The following is a 21,356-nucleotide window of genomic DNA, read 5'->3' as shown; positions in this document are numbered from 1 at the left end:
ATGTGACTTGATGCGTATAGTACCGCGATTCCCGTAATAAAAGGAAATTCCATGGAAGAACGATCCGCGCCCGAATGGCAGCCGTCGAAACGGCTTAAGAGAGGCAATGCAGCCGACCAGATCTTCGAAGACCTGCGAGAAAGCGTTCTTGGCGGACAATTGCCGCGCGGCACCAAGCTGCCGACGGAAAAGCAACTTGCCGACAGTTACGGCGTAAGCGGCGCGACAATCCGGGAGGCAATCAGGGGCCTGACCTCGGCACGGCTCGTCGAAGTGCGGCATGGCAGCGGCGCTTACGTAACAGCCGAAACCGATCATCTGGTCGCCCTTTCACTGCGCTCGATGATCCAGATCGAACGCATTGGCGTGCCACAAGTGCTGGGCGTATTGTCCGCATTGACCACCTACGCGGCAGAACTCGCGGCGGTACAGGCGACGGATGCCGACATCGACGCGATGCAGGAAGCCCTGCGGCAAATTCAGCAAGGAAGTGACGTGGCAATCATTTCGTCGGGCGTCATGCACTTCATCGAGTCCATTGCCAACGCCTCCGGCAATCCGCTGCTGGCAGCGCTCTGCCGGTTCCTCACGACGATCCAGATTGGACTTGCCACCGAACTGTCCGGCGGCACAGTTGAAAGTTGGCGTGCAACGACAGGGTCGCTCTCGCGCGAGCGTCAGCGCCTCTTCAAGGCGATCAAGGACAGGAATCCTGAAGCCGCGGGCAAAGCGGCGCGCGCCTATCACGATCGCGCACAGAAAATCATCACAGCGCAGCCGAATGCCCATAATGCGACAGTCTCCGACCCCGTGCTTGCACAACTTCTGTCGTCCAGTTTACAGAACAAAGGAGGGATGAAATGTCGCGACTAAGGCGGAACGACAAAGGGACGCACATTCCTCAGAAAGCGTAGAACGGATTTGAATACGCCCAACCTGCCACTGCGGTCCGGGGCATTCCTGATGCACTCCGAATCGACCCGTCCAGCGGCGCCGTAGCGCTGACGCGCAGGGAACCCACACGATAAGCCGGTCACCTTTCCTTACGTAGGTGACCGGAACTTCGCGATCTTCGGGCAGATTACCTGATCGTCCCTTTAGAACTTATGACGGATGCCGAAACTGACTATCTCTTGCGCGCTGGTCCCTGCTACACCGTATGAGCCGATAGAAGCCTCTGCGCTGCTGACGGTGCCGTCGCTGTTCAGCTGATCGCCACTGGCGTGCTGCCATGCCCCGACCAGGTAGACGTCTGTGCGCTTCGATAGGTTGTAGTCTGCACCCAGCGAAATCTGGTTATACGTGGCGCTCGTGTTGCCGCTCGCTCTCGTGTAGCTGTAGCCCAGCCCCAACAGCAACGCCGGCGTCGCCTGATAATTCAGGAAGGCCTGTCCGGAGTTATATTTTTCCGTATTCAGGAAAGCCGATTGGGCGTCAGCCTTATATTGCGAGTTGCTGTAGCTCAAACCGAACGTATATGGGCCCGCGACATACTGGGCCGCTACGCGCGCAATGTTGATCGACTTAGCCGTGTCGTAGCCGGAGTTGACTGGACCGTCGAACGTGCCGTCCGATGTCGACGACCAGCCTGTCCGTGTTGCGGCGGTGGTGCTCGCATTGTCTGCCACGAAGTAGCCAGCCGACAGCGCGAGCGGACCGTTGTTGTACGCTGCCGCCAACGACCACGTCTGCCCGGAACCGGTTTGTCCTGCGACACCACCCAGTGCATAAAGACCTTCGACTTGCAGACCGCCGAACACCGGCGACACATACTTCAGCGCATTGTTGGTACGCGAGCTGTTGTCATAGTTGTCTACGTCGCCTGCGGTTGCGAACGTGCTGCCGAAGTAGTTATCTTCGGTCATGCCCTGGACCTGGTCCACGAGCGGATCGTACTGGCGGCCAGCCGTAAAGGTGCCGTAGCGATCGCTTTGCAGGCCGACGTAGGCTTGGCGACCGAACTCCGACGTCGTGCCGTTGTAGCTACCCATCTTGCCGTTGTTAATATTGAAACCGTCCTCCAGCTGGAAAATGGCCTTCAGCCCATCACCCAGATCCTCTGTGCCCTTCAGCCCCCAACGACTGCCCGACAGGTTGCCGGAATAGAGGCCCACCTGACTGCTGCCTGTCGGTGTCGCGTTATGTGTGTACTGGATCGATTCATCGATTACTCCGTATAAGGTAATGCTATTTTGAGCGTAAGCGACGTTGACAGCTGCAACTAGCAGCGCCAGCGTCACAAGGGACTTCTTCATTTGTATTCTCCGGGAATAAGCGTTGAATAACGCAATGCACGCTGCAATCGGATCGACTAGAACATCAGGATCCTCTTTAGGTGCGCACGAGATGTTGCCCTTACTATCCGGCTGGCTAACCAGCACCAGGCGGATGTCGTCATTAGCTCATAATGTTTTTCGCGAAGCGTTGGCAATGTGCCACAAGCGACTTACCCTTCCTTTCGTGATCCAAATTTAGTAATCCGGGTCGTATCACGAGACAAATAATGGAGCCGGATTGACTGATGCTGCGCGTCATCGCCGACAGCCCATGCGTACTCGTAATGGCTCGGAACATACTCGTAACAAAACTTGATTCAGCGATTGCTAGAATGTCTGAATCGGCTTTCTTATTTTTATTATTGAGATCTGCATACCTATACATATAATTTACACGGCGTTCGATGTTTCCCCGAAAATCCGTAGTCACGGCAATTCTTCTGGCACTGATCGCTCGCATGCTCACGCATCTGCTTAGCGCAAAGAAAGGCAAGCATGGCATGCTGCCTCAGGTCGTGACGGTGGCGCACGCCACGCTCGGCTCGATGCCAGGGATCCTAAGCGAACCAGGAACGGTGACACCCACCGCGACCGTCACCGTGATGCCGCAACTGAGCGGCTATCTGACTGCCGGCGGTTATCGCGAATGCCAGGACGTGCAGAGAGACAAGCGCAAGCAAAGACCCCGACGGCCTCGCGCAGGCATCCTGACTCTCCGATCAGCGGCTAATGAATTCCTGAAAAGTTTCTGGAATTCTAATAATGAGTAATCACGCTGAAACATCTTTTCTGGCGATCCCGACTATGCTGGCCTCTCAAAGATAAATACGCGAAAGCTCTATGTCTTCCTGGTCGATACACGCATGGTGAGCAAGCCAGGAAGGAGCAGAGGCCTCACCGGGCTTAAACGGCCTGGACTCCACATCAGCAACCAGCTTCCTGTATCTGGAGGTATTCCTATGTACCAACGTATGTCTGTCGAACCACTGCATGAGTCCGGAGCGTTTGCGATACGCTTTGTCATCGGAAACAGTGCGGCTTTGCTCGATGTTGGCGATATTGACAACCTCATCGCCGAACTGGGCCAGATCCGCGCGCACATGCTACCGCCGCCGCCGTCGCAACCGGAGCAGTCCAGGAGTTACTCGCTCCAGGCCGACCCGTGCTGGCATGTCGACAGAAGCCCTCTAGTTGAGGGTGTCGTCCTTTTGCTACGACACGCCGGCTTTGGTTGGATCGCGTTTTCCCTGCCTCCGCCGAGCATTTCCAAACTAGATATGGCATTGACGACACAGCCTCCAATGCAGCTTGCGATGAGCTCGATAGCAAACTGAACCAGCTTTCAGCTTGAAGCGTTCACCAGCCGGAGCAAGCGGAATGCACTGGTGACCCCATGCAATCCCGTGTTGCCCGAACCATGCAACGCCATCTATGTGATGGGCCGTTCCGGGTCCCTCCTACTCATATCCGCTCACTGGTTTCATTCCAGCCGGATATGTATTGTTGTTAACGCTCTCCTGGTAGCATTCACTGGAAAAGCCCTCATTCAGCGTGTATTCCGTATACACGTGCGACCAGAGCAGCTAGTCTAGAGGAGCTGAATTACTGTCGTCCACGCAGGGCAGTACATTTCCAATATCGATCACATGAATATCCTATCGGTCGACCTCAATCTCATGAAGGTGTTCGACGCGATCTACGTCGAACGCAGCGTGAGCCGTGCGGCTGTGCGGCTCAACCTCACTCAGCCTTCGGTCAGCCACGGGTTGACGCGCTTGCGTACATTGTTCGGCGATCCACTGTTCGTCCGTCTGCACGGCGGCGTAGAACCAACCATCGCGGCGATGCGGATCGCGCCGGCGATCCAGCAGGCAATACGCAACCTGCAGACAATGCTCGACGAGGGCTCGCGCTTCGATCCTGCGAGCGGCCGACGCACATTCCTGATCCACATGAGCGACTTCGGTGAAGTGGTATTCCTACCGCTGCTCGTGCGCGAGCTGCAGGCGCGTGCGCCGGGCGTGCGTGTCGAGACGTGTCAGCTTGCGGGACTCGAATTGACACAGGCGCTCGAAAGCGGGCAAATCGACTTTGCGATAGGCTACCTGCCAGTACTCGACGAGCTGTTCCAATCAGAAGCGCTATTCGGCGAGGAATACACGATCCTTGCGCCAGCACGGAACAAAGCGGGCGCATCAACAGCGCGCCCACTCGATGAGCTTGAATTCGTGTCCATCACGTCACATCCCGAAACGACGAAGATCCTCGTCGAGCACGGGCTGCAGGATCGCGTTCGGCTGTCGGTGCCGCACTTCATGGTGCTGCCGGCGATCTTCGCGGAAACCGGGCTCGCCGCAGTCCTGCCGCGCCGGGTCGGAGAGTTCTTCGAGCAATGTACAGGAAGCGATCCGTATCAGGAGATCGTCCTTCCGGGACCGCGCCACGAGATGAAAATCAACCTGTACTGGTTCAGACGCTATTCGACTGACCCGGGCAACATATGGCTGCGCGATCTGATCGTCGAACTGTTCAAGCGTCCGTCCCCGCAGCGCAAATCGCAAGCACGCAAGACCTCATAACCATACCCATCTACAATCCACACATCGAACAGTATGCCGTCCACCCCACTCCATTCATCACCGCGACGCACGGAGCGCGGCAACGTCACGCAGCAGGTTTTCGACGATCTCCGCCAGCGGATCCTCGGCAGACAGTTCGCCTTCGGCGACAAGCTGCCGACCGAAAGACAGTTGCTCGAAACGTACAACGTAAGCGTCACGACTGTGCGGGAGGCGATACGCGGACTCGCCAGCGCGGGGCTCGTGGAGATCAAGCGTGGCAAAGGCGTCTATGTGACCGCACGAGCCGAAGAACTAATCGCGAACTCGCTGTTCTCGACGATCCAGCTCGAGAAGGTCGGAATGGTGCAGGTGCTCGGCGTGCACGGCGCGCTAAATACCTACGCGTCCGAACTCGCCGCGGCGCGGGCAACAACGCAGGAAATCGACGCGATGCAGCAGGCGCTCGCAGCCATCGATCATGCGGTCACGCCCGAAGATATCGCCGCCGGGCTGACACAGTTTCTCAGCGCACTGGCACGGGCGTCCGGCAATCCACTACTCATTGCACTTTGCCAGTTCCTCGCGAGCGTTCAGATCGGACTTGCGAGGGAGATCCAGGGCAAACAGTTTGAAGCGTGGCGCAAGACGGCCGCGCGCTTGTCAAAGGAGCGTCAGCGGATCGTCGATGCGATCCGGATCGGCGACGTGGAAGGCGCGCGCGTCGCCGCGCGCGCCTTCCATGAACGGTCGATCAAGGTGATTACGACGTTGCCGAATGCCGCGGGTCCCATCCTCTCCGATCTGGCGGTGTCATCGTTTTTCTCGAGGCTATTGCAGCCGATGACGCCATGAAGACACAATCGCCGACATTGTCCGGGTACTCCGGGAGCGGGCCGAAGTATCAATCCATGGCTTTGAGCATTCATCTGTCGCCGGAGAACACTTCAGCTTCCGTGACGCACCACAGGAGCGTGATCTGCCACACTTCATATTCTCGTGGTCACGTTGCATCGTCAGTGCGTAAGTACGCAAGCGGCTTGGACATTGCCGCTTCGCGCAAAACTCATGACTTGAATGCATGAGATTTCGATACAAGGATTCGCGGCTAACGTTGACGGATCGCCGCTGCCTCCAAAGCGGTAGCCTGCGCCCTGCCCTTCAGAACGGGTAATGACGTGGCGTGGTCTGCACGGTAATCCAGCGCAAATCCGTAAACTCGGCGATTCCCGCCTGCCCGCCGAAGCGTCCAAAACCGCTGCCCTTCACGCCTCCAAACGGCATTTGCGCTTCGTCGTGAACGGTCGGCCCGTTGACATGGCAGATACCCGACTCGATGCGCCTTGCGACATTCATCGCGCGCGCCACATCACGGCTGAACACCGCAGACGAAAGCCCATATTCGTTGTCGTTCGCACAGGCAACGGCTTCGTCTTCGCCGTTCACCCGCACGATGCCCTTTACTGGCCCGAACGATTCATCGGCATAGATGCGCATGGCGGGCGTGACGTGGTCAAGCAACGTGGCGGGCATCAGGGTGCTGTCCGCCTTACCGCCGCAGACGAGCGTGGCGCCTTTGGCCAGCGCATCGTCGATCAGCGCATTACAGCGTTCCACCGTGCTCATATCGACGACCGATCCCAACACCACCGGCCCTTTGCGTGGGTCGCCGAGCGGCAAGCCGCGCGCTTTCTGCGCAAGCTTTGCAACGAACGGGTCAGCGATCCGTTCATCGACGATGATCCGCTCCGTCGACATGCAGATCTGCCCCGAGTTGGCGAACGCGCCGAATGCAGCCGCATTGACGGCTGCATCGATATCCGCATCATCGAGCACAATCAACGGCGCCTTTCCGCCGAGCTCCAGTACTGAAGGCTTCAGATAGCGCGCACACGTGGCCGCGATGATCTTGCCCACATGCGTGGAGCCGGTGAAATTGACACGCCGGACTTTCGGATGCGCAATCAGTGCCTCGACCACCGCGCCTGCATCGGCCGGGGCATTGGTGACGAAGTTCACCACGCCCTTCGGCAAGCCTGCTTCCTGCAAGACTTCGATAATCAGGCCATGCGTGCCGGGACAAATCTCCGAGCCCTTCAGCACGACCGTATTGCCGCACGCGAGCGGCAATGCAATGGCACGCACCGCGAGGATCACCGGCGCATTCCACGGCGCGATGCCAAGCACGACGCCGGCCGGTTGACGCACGCCCATCGCGAGACTGCCGGGCACGTCGGATGGAATCAGCTCGCCGCCGATCTGCGTAGTAAGCGCCGCCGCTTCGATCAATCCGCCGGCGGCGAGATGCACGTTGAACCCCGCCCACATCGCAGACGCGCCGGTCTCCGCTGCCATCATCGCGGCGAACGCAGCGCTGCGCGCTTCCAACGCATGCGCCGCCTTCATCAGCAGTGCACGGCGCTCGCTCGGCCCCAGCGCGGACCATGCCGGAAACGCCGCTGCGGCGGCATCGGCGGCGGCTACCGCGTCGGCAACCGTCGCCGCGGGAGCACGCGTCGCGACTTCGCCGTCGAGCGGATTGCGCCGCTCGAAGGTGGCGCCGTTGCTCGCCTGCACTGCTGCGCCGTTGATTAGCATCGAAATACTCTGCATCGTCTTGTCTCCTGCGGAAAGTTTTATGAATGCGGGCACGACGCTCGCCTGAGCTCAAGCCACGACGACTTCAACCAGCGTCGGTCCAGATGACGCCAACGCGTCACGCAGCACGTCGCGCAGGCGTTCGGCGTCGGTCACACGCGAGCCTTGGCATCCCATGCCCGCAGCAAGTGCCACGAAGTCTAGTCCCGGCAGATCGGTGCCTTGCACAGGATCGCCAGGACCAAAACCGAATTCCGGGGCAAAGTCCTGCAACGCGGCATAGCGGGAATTGTTCAGGATCACGAATGTGATCGGCAATTTCATCTGCACAGCGCTGTAGATGGCCTGGATCGAATACATGCTGGAACCGTCGCCGATCAGGCCGATCACGCGCGTGCCGGGCTTCGCTAACGCCACGCCGACAGCAGCCGGCATGCCGAAGCCCAGGCCGCCGCTGTCCATCGTGTAGAACGTGCCACTGCGCGTGAACGGCAGATAGTTTTGCATCGCAGGCCGCGAGCTCGGTGCCTCCTCGACCACGATATCGTCCGCATCGCGCACTTCTGCGAGGGTCTGCAACGCGAACTCCACCGACATCAAGGGTGACGGTTCCGCGCGTGGACGCTCGGCGCGTGGCGCGGGCAACGGGCGAGTCTTTGGTGCAGTCCGGGTCAGCAGGTCAGCGATGCCGAGGCGAATATTGCCGACCACCGCGGTACCGGTCGGCACCCACGCCGCAATAGCCGGATCGTCGATCAACTGGCATAGCGTTGCACCGGCAGGGAGGTGCGGGCCGTGACCTTCCACGTGATACGTGAAAGCCGGCGCGCCGATCACGAAGATCAGATCATGGCCGCCGAGCAGCTCGACGATCTTCTCGCGCATGGCAGGCAAGAAACCCGCGAACAGGCGATGGTCTTCGGGGAACGCACAGCGGCCTGTCATCGGAGCGACGAATACGCGGGCGTTATGGCGTTCGGCGAGACTCACGACTTCGTCCCAGCCGCCGGCCCGGTCGACCGCGCCACCCACCACGAAAACTGGCCGTTCGCAGGCATCGAGCGCCGCGCCGATCTGCGTCAGCACGAACGGCTCCGGCCGCATCTCTGTACTGACCACACGCGCCGGCACAGGCTCGGCTGCGCGGTCCCAATCGTCGACGGGAATCGACACCAGCACCGGCCCGCGCGGCTCCTGCATCGCCACGTGATAGGCGCGCGCGATCGCCAGCGGCACGTCTTCGGCGCGCGCCGGTTCGATGCTCCATTTGACATACGGTTTCGGCAATTCGGTGGCTTGCGTCGACCCGAGGAACGGGTCGAACGGCAGAATCGCACGAGCCTGCTGGCCGGCGGTGATCACGATCGGTGTGCGATTGCGGAACGCGGTGAAGATATTGCCCATCGCATTGCCCACCCCCGCCGCCGAGTGCAGATTGACGAACGCAGCGTTGCGGGTAGCCTGCGCATAACCGTCGGCCATGCCGACCACGGTTGCTTCCTGCAAGCCCAGCACGTAACGGAAATCTTGCGGGAAATCGCGGAACAGCGGCAATTCCGTCGACCCCGGATTGGCGAACACCGAAGTCATACCGACGCGCCGCATGAAATCGATCACGGCGTGGCGCACAGTAAATGGTGCGTGTTGAGAGAGTCCCAATGCGTCTGAATGGGGCGTGTTGCTGGTCATACCTGTCTCCTGTCGACCAGAGTTGGCGCTTTAGCGCTTACTCTGGTCCCATGCAAAGCTGTCGACCAGAGTTGGCGCTTTAGCGCTTACTCTGGTTCCACGCAAAATAGTTGCGGTCGATCAGCGCTGTTTCCTGATGGCTCATTATCGGAAGCTCGCGGTTGATTGAAAATTGCCTTTTTTGAGAAAAGGCATTACTTTTGCGCATGACTTTCAATCTTCAGCAATTGCACGCGTTCGCAACCATCGTCGCGAGCGGCAGCCTGGGCCGTGCAGCCGAGGTGCTGTTGAAGTTCATAAATTCCGCTAAGGAAGGTCTTATGTGGACGCCTCCCGGATTGCAAACAGTTTTGCGATGTTGACTGGCAGGTTTAGGCAGCACGCTTATGTCCGGCCCGTTTGCGCAGGTCGTTATTTGCCTGCAGGCCCTAATGGAATTCGCTGGCGAGGTCCTCATCTGCATATCGAACACAATGGTTCATCTTCCCTATCGGGTTTTCCTCGCCCCGGTCCAACCTGTTAGCCATCATGCAGCACGTGCTTGCGCTCCTTGGGGAAGTTGTGAATGTTGTAAATCGATAAACCGAAGCTAGGCGGTAGCGGGCGGCGATGCTTGATATTTCTCCGGTCGCGCCAGCACCGCCCAGATGGTTCTTGCTAACTTGTTGGCGACAGCGGCAACCGCTACGTTAAATGGCCTACGCTTGAGCAAACCATCAACCCAAGCCGATCGTTTGCCTTGGATGATCACCGAGCGGGCACCGTGCATCAATAGCGTGCGTAAATAAGTGTCGCCGCGCTTGCTCAGACCCATCTGCCGGACCCGTCCGCCGGTGCCGGATTGTCGCGGCACGAGCCCCAGCCATGCGGCGAACTCGCGGCCGGATTTGAACGTGCGTACGTCGCCTATAGCTGCGACGGTCGCTGTTGCAGTCAAAAGCCCAACACCAGGGATATCGGCAACCTTCTGACAGTCCGGGTTGTGGCGAAACAGGCTGCCAAGGCGCCGCTCCAGAACGGCCATTTCTCGATCGGTGTCCTGAGCGCGAGCCCATTGTTCCCTCAGGCTGTCGATTAGCATGGCGGGCAAACGTTCAGCGGCGCGTGCAAGCGCGGCGGGGAATGCTTTGCTGAAGGCCCGATAGCTTTCGGGCAACACTTCTCCGAATTCGTACAGCAAGCCACGCAATGCGTTCGTTTGCATGATGCGAAACTTCATCAGTTGAGCTCGCAAACGATGTATCGCCAGAACTGTTTGCTGAGCTTCGCTTTTGACCGCTACGAATCGTGCCTCTGGCTGTTGAGCAGCGGTGCAGATTGCCCGCGCGTCGGCCGCATCAGTTTTGTTCCGCAGTACAAAGGGTCGTACAGAGCGTGCAGATATGAGCTTCGCTTCATGCCCAAGGGCTTGCAATCGTCTCGCCCAGTCGTGGGCACTTCCGCAGGCTTCCATCACGACAATCGAGGGTGCACGTTTCGCAAAGAACTCGAGCACTTGCGCGCGCTTGAGTTTGAATCGTTCAACTTGGCCGCTCTGCGGATCGAGCGCGTGAAGTTGAAATACTTGCTTGGCGATGTCCATCCCGATGATCGTGAGTTTCATTTCAGATTCTCCTTGAAGAACGGTTGACGAGCATCCTCACTTTCGCACATTCGGGCGACCGCGAGTTCTACTTTCCGCACTCGCTTCGCCATCTCCACGACGGCCCGTTTCCGGGGGGAGGCGTCCATACCATCTGCACAACCCGTTTCCTGCACGTCGCGCGGTTTGCTGCCCGCTTTGTAGTGGCGCGAAGATGCTGGGACCTCGATCACCGTTTTATTCGAACCGTGGCGACGCGCGTTTGCCGGGATTCATGGCGTCTGCGCCCGCGTGTTTCACGCTTTGCGCAGTGCCTTACGAACCATCCACAGGTTACCCAGCGCGAACAGCGTCGTGATCTGCGCCGTGTTCTTCATCAGGCCCCGGTATCGGGTCTTCGTATAACCAAACTGGCGCTTGATGATCCGGAATGGATGCTCCACCTTGGCACGGACACCGGCTTTCAGGCGTTCGATCTGGTCGAATATCGCGTCCAGACGATCACTCAGGTCCAGTTTTCTGCGCTTGCTTGGTCCCATTGCGACGTGCCAGCGCACTGAACCGCCCGCACATCGCTTCTGAATACCCTGATAGCCGGCATCAGCATACACATCCGCTTCTTCACCGTGTAGCAACGCTTCGGCTGTATTGATGTCCTGAGCGTTGGCAGCTGTGCCGATGACCGTTTGAACCAGGCCAGATTCCGCGTCCACGCCGATGTCGGGTAGCAGCAGCGCATTGCTGCGCCACCGCCCCCTAAGAACCGGACGTGCGAGTCACCCCGCATCCGGCTCAAGCCATTCCTCAGCCCCGATAGTAGGACCGAGCAATCAATCATCGATCGCGGCTTCGCGACGAGCAAAGTAAGACGACCACGCAGGATCAAAGGGATTTGCCTGCCCACGTATCTTCACGTGGCGAACAATTGAAATCATCGTGGCTCGGAACAACCGAATTACTCCGCGGTCATTAGTCCGCGCCATAAATGCCCAAGTACGATTTCCCTCTACCAGGAAGTATCTGTTCTTCATCGTTCCTTGCAACGTAGATGAAGTCGCGTTTGGTTAAGAACCACGCTGGCGAAGCGCAAGTCACCAGAGTGGGTTTTAGAGGGAGACATCCGGGGTTGTTTCGATAATTTTAGCCACGAATGGATCCTCAAACATATACCAATGGATAAGGCGATCTTGCGGCGATGGCTTAAGGCTGGATTTATCGATAAGGGAACCCTGTTCGCGACCGAGGCGGAAACTCCGCAAGGGGGCATCATCTCGCCTGTCATCGCAAACATGTCGTTGGACGGACTTGAAGCGGCAGTAGATGCCAGCGTAGGGCCGACGCCACGCGCGCGCCGAAAAGTCAAAGTCAACGTCAATCGCTATGCCGACGACTTCGTCGTAACCGGAGTATCGAAAGAGATTCTGGAACAAAACGTACTCCCTGCGATCAAGCAGTTCCTGATCGTTCGGGGTCTGGATCTCTCGGAAGAGAAAACCAGGGTCACTCACATCGCCGATGGGTTCGATTTCCTTGGGCAGAATGTACGTAAGTACGGCGGTAAGCTGCTCATCAAACCGGCCAACAAGAACGTGAAAGCCTTGTTGGAAAAGGTTAGAGGGTGTTAGGAACTTGTGGCCAGACCTGGTACCCTGGCGGAATGACAGTACGCAAGCCATACCCGACGGATGTATCGGACGAAGAATGGAGCTTTGCTGCTCCGTATCTGACCTTGATGAATGAAGACGCACCGCAACGCCGGTACGAACTGCGCGAGATGTTCAACGCGCTGCGCTGGATGGCGCGCGCGGGTGCATCGTGGCGCATGCTGCCGACAAATTTCCCGCCGTGGGAGATGGTCTACCAGCAAACGCAACGCTGGTTGAATGCGGGCTGCTTCGAAGCAATGGTCAGCGATTTGCGTTCGGTCATTCGGGTCGCGCAGGCGCGTCAAGGCCAGCCGAGTGCCGTGATTCTGGACGGGCGCACGTTGCAGTCCACCTGCGAGAGCGGACCGCGTGCGGGTTACGACGGCCATAAACGCAAACGAGGCAGCAAAGTCCACATGGCTGTCGACACATTGGGCCTTCTGCTCGCGGTACATATCACGCCGGCCAACGAGCAGGAGCGGGCGCAGGTGGCCGAGCTTGCGCGCCAGGTTCAGCAGGCAACCGGCCAGACGGTGAAACTTGCATTCGCTGACCAGGGCTATACCGGTGAAACGGCTCGACAGGCGGCGCATGACGAAGGCATCGAACTGCAGATCATCAAACTGCCCGAAGCGAAGAAGGGTTTCGTGCTGCTGCCGCGTCGCTGGGTGGTCGAGCGCAGCTTCGGTTGGCTCAACCGGTTCCGGAGGCTGGCGCGCGACTATGAGCGCCTGCCTGAAACCCTGGCAGGCCTACACTTCGTTGTCTTTGCCATGCTCATGCTCGTACATGTCGCACCGATTATTCAAAGTTCCTAACACGCTCTAGGGAAATCGTGAAGCAGAACAGAAGCGCCACACAGACGAATCTTATTTTACAACTCAACCCTGTGATTCGAGGTTGGGCCATGTACCACCGCCATGTGGTTTCCAAGTCTTGCTTTACGTCGATAGATGCTCATATGTGGCGCCTCTTATGGACATGGGCCATGCGTCGGCATCCCAATAAAGGCGCAGGATGGGTGTCTTCGCGCAGCAGCAGGTTCTGCTGAGCAGTGGAAAGCTCTCACCTGAACAACTCGCTCAGTGGCGCCAATCGCGCAACACCTGCGGTGACGTCCACTGCATTGACACCGTATTCGCGCAGTGGAAGGCGATGACCAGGTCGGCCGAAACCAGCTCCCGCGCTGCAGTTTCTCCGGTTATATCCTCGGCTACTGCTATGGCTCCTGTCGGACCTGCATCGGAAGCAATCGTCCTTCCCACATCCCAGGCGTTGCCGACATCGGAAGCATCTCTGGTGCGCCAAGGAAGTGCCGCCGGCGTGGCGCTTCCGAAACCCGTGGAGGCACAAGCCTCTTCGCCTACGGTCGCGTCTGCTCCTTCTAGCGCAAGTGAATCTCGTAGTACGACCGGCGTGAGCGCCGTCCTGATGGCGGCATTGCTTGTCGCCGTTGGTTTCGGCGCTCTGTTCCAACGCCGCAAGAGGAACGGTGGAAACACCGAAGAATCGCCAAGTAATGTTCGCGACAAGGACAAGCCCTGAGCGGACCACATTGAAAAGCATGAAGCGCGGCGACGCATTATTGTGATTTTCGGTGATGCGTCACTCCAGTCAATACACTAGCCCGAACAGTAGGCTCAGTCCATAACTGCTGGCCACGACGAGTGCGACGAGTATTGAGAAAAGGCCGCGCGCGTAGAAGCCGCGTGCAACGAGATAACCGGCATAGCCGAACACCACGCCGCTCGCACCGATGTGCACACAATCCGGCGCCGAGCATGGCGCCGGCAGTCGCCTCCCAGAAATTCGCAATGCGCGGCCACATCGTGAGCCAGCCAAGCACCAGCAGTCCGCCTGTGTTGGCGCTGATGTGCCACAGCCCGGCGTGCAGCCACGGCGCAAACAGGATGCCCTGTAGGCCGCCCAGCGTGCGCGGGACACGCCGTGACGGTTCAGATGCAGGAAAGGCACGAAACCGATAGAAAGAACGTCGCCCACATCAAGCCGACGAAAAGTGCGAGCAGCGCGACCCGGGCCTTGAGTTGGCCGACGGAAGAACCAGCGGCTCGCGATGGGGCAGTTGGCACACTGGGTTGCGACATCTCCGATTCTCCAGAGTGGTATCGACGGGTTGCGGGTCGCATCACTTGCGCTAGACTGGCTTGAGCAACTGGAAGGAGACTTGGATGATACGCAAGACGCTCAATACCTCGCAGCTTCAGCAGGAGGTCAACCGGAGAATCCATCGACTGCAGGAAATCGTCGAGGATGGCGTGAAGATTCGTGTGCCGCGGCCGCAGTTGCAAGAGGCTGACAAGACAGGCTGCAACTGGAACATGACTCACTTCGGCAACGCGGTCGGCTTCGAGCGCGACATCGAGGGCGTGCTCAAAGCCGTGCGTTCGGAATACAACCTCAACACCGAAGTGAAAGACACCCGCAACCCGTTTGGGGACTAACCGCGAAAGACATCGGCTCCCTGTTCGTTTTTGATGGGCGGCGCAGTGTTGGTGCGCTTATCTCAAATGGTCTCCCTTGCGTCATTGCGGTTACAAGCGAGACATTGACACTCGAAACAGGATTTACGGTCTCGGTGAGTAGCTTTTGCGTGCGTAGCAAGAGTGGAGCTCGTGTGTCGATTCGCGTGTGCCACGCGCAGACTATCTGTAGCGAAAGCTAGCGTTCGCGATACCGACTCGCGGCCTCACCGTCAGATGACCGGAATCTGTCGGCCGTCGGGTCCAGATCTTACGCAGCTCCGGTACGCCGCTCCAGTTCCGCTGTCGTACGCTCCAGCGCCTGCACGATCATCGCCTCATCGGGCAACACCGTCTGGTATTCCGCCGCGAGAATCTTGTTCGGCAGGTTGTCCAGCGCGTAGTGTGCTTCCGCCGCACCTTTTTCAGCGCAAAGGATCAGACCGACCGGTGGATTCTCCCCAGGCTTCATCCAGTGCTCGCGCGCGTAGTTCAGATAGAGATGCATCTGCCCGGCGTCCGCATAGCTGAAGCGACCGACCTTGAGATCGATGATGACCAGGCATCTCAGACGTCGATGGAAAAACACCAGATCGACCCTGAACCACGTGTCGTCGATTCTCAGGCGGCGCTGCCGGCCGACGAAAGCGAAGTCGTCGCCGAGCTCCAGCAGGAAATCCGCCAGATGCTGGATCAGCGCCTCCTCAATATCCGACTCCGAGTACTCGTCCTTGATGTCGAGAAACTCAAGGACGAACGGGTCGCGAATCGCCTCCTCCGGCGTGAGGACATCACCCGGCTGGGCATCAGCGGCTTTCCTGAGCAGCGCCGCCTTGTTGCGCGACAGCGCCAGCCGCTCGTAAAGCTGGCTACCGATCTGGCGGTCGAGCTGACGCACCGACCAGCCTTCGCGCAACGCCTCTGTTTCATAGAAAGCGCGCGCGGCCGGTGTCTTCACAGAAAGCAGGCGCACATAGGCGGACCACGGCAACGTAAAACGGGTGGCAAGCGCCATGTAATCGGGCGCTGTTGCCGTGGTGTCGACAACGTCTTTCGCCGGCAGCGATTTTCCAGACAGTGTCTGGACATTTTCGGGCGCTGCCGATTTTCCAGACACTGTCTGGAAAATCTCCGCCGCCGGCCACGCGACATAAAAGGCGCGCATGCTGGCCAGATTCGCCCGGCCGAATCCGCGTCCGAAACGGCGCGTCAGGTCCTCCGCGAGCCGGGCGATCAGCGCCTGTCCGTAACCGGCGCGTGCCTGCCCGCCCTGCTCACTGGCGACGATCCGCCGCCCGATCTCCCAGTAGGCAGCGGTCATCACGGCATTGACGTTGCGTGCCGCCGTGCGTCGCGCCGATTCGACGACACTGACCACTTCCTTGTGCAGCCCGGCATAGTCGCCGGGCGCGATCGCCACCTTCGTCATGACGCGTTGACGGCATCCTTGAACGCCTTGCCGGCCGTGAACTTGACGGTCCTCGCCGCGGGAATCTGCATTTCGGCGCCGGTCGCCGGATTGCGGCCGACCCGTGCGGCGCGCGCACCCGTGGAAAACGAGCCGAAGCCGATCAGCTGGACGGTATGGCCCTTCGTCACCGCGCCGGTGATCGCTGCGATCACTGCGTCGATCATCTCGCCAGTCGCGGCCTTGCTTTCATCGGTTGCCGCCGCAACCGCATCCACCAGTCCCTGCTTGTTCATGGTTGATTCCTCGTTGTGGTTGTGATGTCGCCACCCTACCCGATCGGCCTGCCTTCACGCAATCACGACTAGCGGGCGGTCCAGTTCTGCCGCAACCGGATCAAGTTAAGGTGCATTGACTTCGCCACGCGCCGTCAGGGTCCGTCGGAAGCGCCCGGGCACGGCAGATCAATCGCGAATCTCGTGCCCGTTATCGGGCGTCGACCGGAAAGCGCGATGCAGAAAAAGCACACATCTGATAACCGGAGTCATCGCGGACCGGCCATGACGCGAACGGCGGGCTGCCGGCAGGAACCTGTACCGGACCGATGGGCGGCGCACGGTGCCGGCGTGCCACACGCTCAGCGACTCCCGGGCGGTCGGGTCGACAGGGTGCGCCGGTACTGATCGACTTCGAGCAGCAGATGGTCGATGCGCTCGCGCAGCTGGACATTCTGCGCGCGCAACGCGTCCGCCTCACCGCTCGCCTGCAGCCGCACCGCATCGTTCTGCATCTTGAGAAACCGCTCGGTGCCGGCCAGCTGCGTGGCCGTCTGCGCAAGGGTCGTGGCGCCGATGCCGGCGCGTTCGATCGATGCGTACAGATCACCGAGCAGCCGGTTCACATGTTCACCGGCCAGATCCCGCGCGGCATGCGCTTCGCCGAGCTCGCGGTGTAGTTGCGCGGTCTCCTGCTCATGCCGCCGGATCCGCGCATGGGCATCTTCCAGCGCCGCCTGCAGCAGGGCCTGCTGGCGAGTCTCGCCCACCCCTCCGTCATCGTGCATAGTGACCGTCCTGTTGTCGACGGCCCGCTCGCGCTGTGACGCGTACCACGGCGCAAGCGCCTCGCGCACCACCGGGGCGAGCGCCTGTCGCATCAGATCGAGATCGAGCGGGCGGTTGTCCGCACTGCCCGGCTGCGAGATCGGGGCGAGCGCCTGCGCGCGCAGGATCGCCTGCTGGACCGTCGGCGCACTCGGATGGCGCTGGACGCCGACCTGCGGCGCGACATCGCGCAGCAAGCGGCTGTAGGTGGTCGCACCAAACACGCGGCCGGTAATGGCTCGGACTTCCGCGATCAGCCCATCCAGAAAGCGCGCGTTGTCGCGCGGGAAATCCCGGTCGATCGCCGCAATGCCATTCATGATGGCGAGCAGTTGTGCATCATTCCACTCAATCCGGGGTCGGCCCATTGTTCAGCTCCTCGGGGTCCGTCAGAAAAGCGTGCCCTGCCGCGGATCGCGCGCGGGCGGCTTTGATGCCTTCACCGGACGCGCCAGGCTCCGGCGTTTCGTGATCCGGCGCAGATGGGCCACGAGTCGCACCACCACACCATCGACCGTCACGGTCAGACTGAAGTGACCGGTTTCACCCAGCGCCCTGGTGCCCCGGCTGTCCACCAGGGCGCGCAGCGAGGGATGAAGCGCATGCCGGCGGGCACGCGCGCCAGCTGCGCACGGCTCATGCCGGGCCAGCAGTCGGCCACGAGGCGTTTGACGGGATCCGGCAGTGAATCCGGCGCGAGGTCGGCCGGCAGTCCCAGCGCCACCAGTTCGAACGTGTCAGCCATAGGCACCCCGCCCTTCCGTCGCCGCGGTCCTCGCCTCGTCACGCATCGCTCTGATCTGCCCGTCCATCCGCCTGCCCGCTTTGTGTGTCCTTTGATGCTACCGATTCTGCCATAGTCATCGTCATTTTTACCATCGTATTTATTACTTCACCGTCCACTAGTGGACATTACCGCCATAATGTTTAATAGATAAAAATCTACGAAATATGCTTTGTTAAATTAGTAATTCTAATCATTAAATTACTTATATTTTGAGCGAATCCAATGTGAAATGCCGTAGCCCCTTGTTCTGCGGTTGTCGTTAAGTACATCTGCGGCAACACCGGTCATGCAACCAGGTGCGTTGCACATAACGACACTGAGATATGCCGCGCAAAAAATTTTTGCATGCCGCGCGGCCGCAAAACCGTACGGCGAATCAACCGATGAAGCGCGCGCCAACCATGCAAACCGTATCGCGTTGCCGCCCGAAAGATCCCGACAACCGCGTGGCGCTGCTCAGTGCCGCGCGTGACTTGTTCCTGTAATTCGGACCTGGTGGCGTGACCGTCGACGAGATCGCCGAACAGGCCGGTGTGTCGAAGATCACGCTCTAAGCCAATTTCGCCGACCATGACGCGCCGATCGAGGTGGTGATTGCGCAGGAATCCCAGCGCATCGACTCGAACGACTACCTTGCAGAAGCACGCGGCAAGGATTTCGAAACGGCGATGATCGGTCCGGGTGAAAGGATTTCAGTTTTCTGGTGAACTTCCAAATGGTCAGACTGGAGCAGTTGACCACCGTCTCAACCGAAAGTCATCCCACCATGGCCCGCTGTTTTTCGAAGTCGCACTTGGCCGCTACTAGCGCCGTCGCGTAGCACCGACGAGTTTCGGAGCGAGCCGCAGTGGCGTCGTGTTGTTCATGCGATTTTATGGCTGTTTGGCCGCCAGCACGAAGCATCGCGTATCGCGAGCGGACGGAGCCTACTCGGGTTTGACATTTGTGGGATAGATGATTTTTAAAAGACCGTTAGTTGCGTTTTTCAGTAAAGAAGCGGCATTACGGGGTACCACGGGTGCCTTAGCAACACCATCTGCTCGACCGACCGCGACTACATGCGGGCCAGAGTAGTCATCTCTTGTTCAGGCGTCAAACAGCCAGATTCCCAAGCCGGTCGGTTTTCCCGAAATAGCGTTCGAAACAATACCTACGCAAAACGTAACCCGCTCCGCCACGCACGCGATTTCGGCTCTGTCACGTGGACAAGGTCGCGTAAGATTGCGCGATGAAGAAGACGAACTTTCAACTCTCTTTACCAGGGCCACCGGTCCCAGGCTGCGGTGATCAGCCACGCCGTACGCTGGTATTTTTGGTTTCAGCTAAGCCTTGTTGATATTAAGGAGTCACTGTTAGAGCGTGGATGATCGTAAGTCACGGGACGATCCACCGTCGGTGCGACAAATTCGGTATGAGCTTCGCGCGTTGCGTCAAGGCAGCTTACCGCAAGCCGGGCAGCACATCGCATCTTGAAGAGGTGTTTGCAACGTTGCGCGCCGTGCCTTACATGCTGTGGCAGGCGTTCGACCAACACGGCCTCGAGTTTGACACCCTACAACAGAAGCGGTGCGACAACGCCACAGCGAAACACTTCTTCACACACGTACTGGCCGCCTACCCCGAGAGGCCACGCAACATTGTTACTGACCGCCTGCGCAACTATCCGGCCGCGACAGCCGAGATCCCGGCGTGGGCCAACTTCAGACACGTGCGCGTCAAGGCCTGCGCCCATGTCAGCAACCGCGCCGAAAACAGCCAGCAGTCGGCGAGAACGCGAACGTCAAATGCGTGGTTGCCGTTATCCCGAACGCACCCCGGTTTTCCTGTCGGACTCCGGCCCGATCCGACAGCACTTCGCGCTCAAGCGGCACTCGCACCGTGCGTCCCTTTGTCGAATACTCCTCACCGCACGCTTCGTAGTGTGTCGTCCTCTCACTGGCCTCAGTCAAATCTGTCTGCTTTCTGAGCAAGCACCTCTGCCTTAAGTCATTGCACCTTCAACACTCCAACGTGATAGTGCCCGGCGCAGCACACCAGCCTAGAGAGTGCTCCCAAGACACAAATCGGTCTGCGACTGACGATCAAAGAACTCTCTTTCTGGACAACTGTAGGGTTACCACGAAATACGTATCATTTGTTACATTTCACCTGATTCGGCATACCTCCTTCTCAACTCGACGGATTTTTGCCCAGCTAGATGTCGGGAGTGCGCTTTATCGTGAAACATTCAGGGAAATAGGGTCACCAAGTGCCTGTCGCTCCCTGTCAGCATTGACTTTCCCTAGTTTTCCAACCCGATGGCCGATGTTTCACGCCAACTCGACTCGGCTGATAGCTATCTTTCCAAGTGGTTTCAGACGTCTCCGTCCGAAGATCGAGAGGTAATGCTTTCATTTCTCCCAAGCGCGACGTGAATACCTCAACGTGACCTTGTCTCAGCTTTGGCCTGTGATCTTAAATAAATAGGGTCATATCAATAATTATTTTCATTCTGCGACATGCAGACTCCTGCGGCACAAACGGGATAACCGGTAACAGAGAAGTCTCCGTGTAGACCACTCGTGGATCGGAACGCGTGGCTGCTACTGTAGTCTTCGGACCAAAGAGAATTTCAAGTGCCAATCTGAGAATCATGCGGATGGCCAACGGTTGGGTTTTTATGACGCTCGCTCCTCACGAGAGCCCCCCGGCGGACACTCGACTAACAGGACCATTAACCTTCGGAAATCCGAGAGCGAACAGCGCTCGGCTGACATCGATCGCCTTCAAAGCCTTAGTGATTTACAACAGAGTACTAGGCTATCTTCGCGAGCGAGGTGCATTGATTGCTACCGAGTCGATCGCATAGTCCGACAGACAAAGCTCCAACCGTCACCAATGTGACGGTCCGGCATATGGATAGAAAATTGCTGCGACCACGCAATGGTGGGCTGTAGGTCTCCTCCATGTGTCGGCTGGTGCCAGCAGCTTGGGAGAAGTCTTTAACTCAGGCCTCGTACGACTGGAAAGGCGGCCTTCACACGGTTTCGCACGCGTTGGTGCCGTGCTGGCTATTGCTCAACTTGAACTTCCCGGAAGATGAGGCAACAACCCGACGCCAGGATAGGTTGATTTAAGCCGATCGGTCGCATCATCCTAACAGGCGATCGAACATGGCAGGTCCGTTCTTGCCGATCCCCTGAAGGCTTCGCGAAGATCTACGGCCGCAGTGATCACCCTGAGACGGTCG

The 21,356-nt window shown here is 58.9% G+C and carries 15 protein-coding genes and 4 pseudogenes; 10 read left to right on the top strand and 9 right to left on the bottom strand.

The window, feature by feature from the left end; genetic code table 11:
• The first annotated feature begins 51 nt into the window (after positions 1-51).
• Positions 52-873, top strand: coding sequence for a FadR/GntR family transcriptional regulator (locus tag ACUN0E_RS00880; protein ID WP_445565296.1), 822 nt, complete (start codon positions 52-54; stop codon positions 871-873).
• A gap of 224 nt (positions 874-1,097) precedes the next feature.
• Here ACUN0E_RS00880 and ACUN0E_RS00875 read toward each other — a convergent pair whose 3' ends face one another.
• A complete protein-coding gene (locus tag ACUN0E_RS00875; RefSeq protein WP_445565295.1) occupies positions 1,098-2,255 on the bottom strand; it encodes a porin in 1,158 nt (385 codons plus the stop codon).
• Positions 2,256-2,734: 479 nt separating this feature from the next.
• Between ACUN0E_RS00875 and ACUN0E_RS00870 the strand changes: the two genes are divergently transcribed.
• From ACUN0E_RS00870 to ACUN0E_RS00855, 4 genes are all read left to right on the top strand, one after another.
• Positions 2,735-3,046 carry a hypothetical protein gene (locus ACUN0E_RS00870; RefSeq protein WP_445565294.1) on the top strand — a complete coding sequence of 104 codons (312 nt, stop codon included), beginning with the start codon at positions 2,735-2,737 and terminating at the stop codon, positions 3,044-3,046.
• Positions 3,047-3,235: 189 nt separating this feature from the next.
• Positions 3,236-3,610: a hypothetical protein gene (locus ACUN0E_RS00865; RefSeq protein ID WP_445565293.1), complete on the top strand. Its 375-nt coding sequence runs from the start codon at positions 3,236-3,238 to the stop codon at positions 3,608-3,610.
• Positions 3,611-3,922: 312 nt separating this feature from the next.
• A complete protein-coding gene (locus tag ACUN0E_RS00860) occupies positions 3,923-4,855 on the top strand; it encodes a LysR family transcriptional regulator (protein ID WP_445565292.1) in 933 nt (310 codons plus the stop codon).
• Positions 4,856-4,888: 33 nt separating this feature from the next.
• Positions 4,889-5,689 carry a FadR/GntR family transcriptional regulator gene (locus tag ACUN0E_RS00855; protein WP_445565291.1) on the top strand — a complete coding sequence of 267 codons (801 nt, stop codon included), beginning with the start codon at positions 4,889-4,891 and terminating at the stop codon, positions 5,687-5,689.
• 306 nt (positions 5,690-5,995) lie between these two features.
• Here ACUN0E_RS00855 and ACUN0E_RS00850 read toward each other — a convergent pair whose 3' ends face one another.
• The 4 genes and pseudogenes from ACUN0E_RS00850 to ACUN0E_RS00835 all read right to left on the bottom strand — a co-directional run.
• Positions 5,996-7,447: an aldehyde dehydrogenase gene (locus ACUN0E_RS00850; protein WP_445565290.1), complete on the bottom strand. Its 1,452-nt coding sequence runs from the start codon at positions 7,445-7,447 to the stop codon at positions 5,996-5,998.
• 54 nt (positions 7,448-7,501) lie between these two features.
• Positions 7,502-9,121, bottom strand: a complete 1,620-nt coding sequence (gene mdlC / locus ACUN0E_RS00845; protein WP_445565289.1) for a benzoylformate decarboxylase — start codon at positions 9,119-9,121, stop codon at positions 7,502-7,504.
• A gap of 589 nt (positions 9,122-9,710) precedes the next feature.
• Positions 9,711-10,724, bottom strand: coding sequence for an IS110 family transposase (locus tag ACUN0E_RS00840; RefSeq protein WP_445565288.1), 1,014 nt, complete (start codon positions 10,722-10,724; stop codon positions 9,711-9,713).
• Positions 10,725-10,999: 275 nt separating this feature from the next.
• Positions 11,000-11,422: pseudogene (locus tag ACUN0E_RS00835) on the bottom strand (transposase); the annotation flags it as partial.
• Between the two features lie 351 nt (positions 11,423-11,773).
• Between ACUN0E_RS00835 and ACUN0E_RS00830 the strand changes: the two are divergent.
• The 4 genes and pseudogenes from ACUN0E_RS00830 to ACUN0E_RS00815 all read left to right on the top strand — a co-directional run.
• A pseudogene (locus ACUN0E_RS00830) lies at positions 11,774-12,316 on the top strand (reverse transcriptase domain-containing protein); the annotation flags it as partial.
• A gap of 44 nt (positions 12,317-12,360) precedes the next feature.
• A complete protein-coding gene (locus ACUN0E_RS00825) occupies positions 12,361-13,167 on the top strand; it encodes an IS5 family transposase (RefSeq protein WP_408521641.1) in 807 nt (268 codons plus the stop codon).
• 17 nt (positions 13,168-13,184) lie between these two features.
• Complete coding sequence (locus tag ACUN0E_RS00820; protein WP_445565287.1) at positions 13,185-13,400, top strand: group II intron maturase-specific domain-containing protein; 216 nt, start codon at positions 13,185-13,187, stop codon at positions 13,398-13,400.
• 1,138 nt (positions 13,401-14,538) lie between these two features.
• Positions 14,539-14,811: a hypothetical protein gene (locus ACUN0E_RS00815; RefSeq protein WP_445565286.1), complete on the top strand. Its 273-nt coding sequence runs from the start codon at positions 14,539-14,541 to the stop codon at positions 14,809-14,811.
• Between the two features lie 289 nt (positions 14,812-15,100).
• On the opposite strand, the gene ACUN0E_RS00810 is transcribed toward ACUN0E_RS00815, so the two are convergent.
• From ACUN0E_RS00810 to ACUN0E_RS00795, 4 genes and pseudogenes are all read right to left on the bottom strand, one after another.
• A complete protein-coding gene (locus tag ACUN0E_RS00810; RefSeq protein ID WP_445565285.1) occupies positions 15,101-16,258 on the bottom strand; it encodes a PDDEXK nuclease domain-containing protein in 1,158 nt (385 codons plus the stop codon).
• Positions 16,255-16,536 (bottom strand): annotated as a pseudogene (locus ACUN0E_RS00805) (HU family DNA-binding protein); the annotation flags it as partial. The pseudogene ACUN0E_RS00805 and the gene ACUN0E_RS00810, both read right to left, overlap by 4 nt.
• Before the next feature lie 338 nt (positions 16,537-16,874).
• Positions 16,875-17,708 carry a hypothetical protein gene (locus ACUN0E_RS00800; protein ID WP_445565284.1) on the bottom strand — a complete coding sequence of 278 codons (834 nt, stop codon included), beginning with the start codon at positions 17,706-17,708 and terminating at the stop codon, positions 16,875-16,877.
• A 155-nt stretch (positions 17,709-17,863) separates the two neighbouring features.
• The gene (locus ACUN0E_RS00795) at positions 17,864-18,091 is read right to left on the bottom strand and encodes a hypothetical protein (protein WP_445565283.1); all 228 of its coding nucleotides are present in this window, start codon (positions 18,089-18,091) and stop codon (positions 17,864-17,866) included.
• A gap of 1,319 nt (positions 18,092-19,410) precedes the next feature.
• On the opposite strand from ACUN0E_RS00795, the pseudogene ACUN0E_RS00790 reads away from it, so the two are divergent.
• A pseudogene (locus ACUN0E_RS00790) lies at positions 19,411-20,112 on the top strand (DDE-type integrase/transposase/recombinase).
• Positions 20,113-21,356: the final 1,244 nt, after the last annotated feature.

Source organism: Paraburkholderia sp. D1E (assembly GCF_052682275.1).
This window is presented reverse-complemented; position numbering and strand designations above follow the sequence as displayed.

Coding starts and splice junctions, on each gene's coding strand:
- ACUN0E_RS00880 (WP_445565296.1), top strand. CDS start 52: ATGGAAGAACGATCCGCGCCCGAATGGCAGCCGTCGAAACGGCTTAAG.
- ACUN0E_RS00875 (WP_445565295.1), bottom strand. CDS start 2,255: ATGAAGAAGTCCCTTGTGACGCTGGCGCTGCTAGTTGCAGCTGTCAAC.
- ACUN0E_RS00870 (WP_445565294.1), top strand. CDS start 2,735: ATGCTCACGCATCTGCTTAGCGCAAAGAAAGGCAAGCATGGCATGCTG.
- ACUN0E_RS00865 (WP_445565293.1), top strand. CDS start 3,236: ATGTACCAACGTATGTCTGTCGAACCACTGCATGAGTCCGGAGCGTTT.
- ACUN0E_RS00860 (WP_445565292.1), top strand. CDS start 3,923: ATGAATATCCTATCGGTCGACCTCAATCTCATGAAGGTGTTCGACGCG.
- ACUN0E_RS00855 (WP_445565291.1), top strand. CDS start 4,889: ATGCCGTCCACCCCACTCCATTCATCACCGCGACGCACGGAGCGCGGC.
- ACUN0E_RS00850 (WP_445565290.1), bottom strand. CDS start 7,447: ATGCAGAGTATTTCGATGCTAATCAACGGCGCAGCAGTGCAGGCGAGC.
- mdlC (WP_445565289.1), bottom strand. CDS start 9,121: ATGACCAGCAACACGCCCCATTCAGACGCATTGGGACTCTCTCAACAC.
- ACUN0E_RS00840 (WP_445565288.1), bottom strand. CDS start 10,724: ATGAAACTCACGATCATCGGGATGGACATCGCCAAGCAAGTATTTCAA.
- ACUN0E_RS00825 (WP_408521641.1), top strand. CDS start 12,361: ATGACAGTACGCAAGCCATACCCGACGGATGTATCGGACGAAGAATGG.
- ACUN0E_RS00815 (WP_445565286.1), top strand. CDS start 14,539: ATGATACGCAAGACGCTCAATACCTCGCAGCTTCAGCAGGAGGTCAAC.
- ACUN0E_RS00810 (WP_445565285.1), bottom strand. CDS start 16,258: ATGACGAAGGTGGCGATCGCGCCCGGCGACTATGCCGGGCTGCACAAG.
- ACUN0E_RS00800 (WP_445565284.1), bottom strand. CDS start 17,708: ATGGGCCGACCCCGGATTGAGTGGAATGATGCACAACTGCTCGCCATC.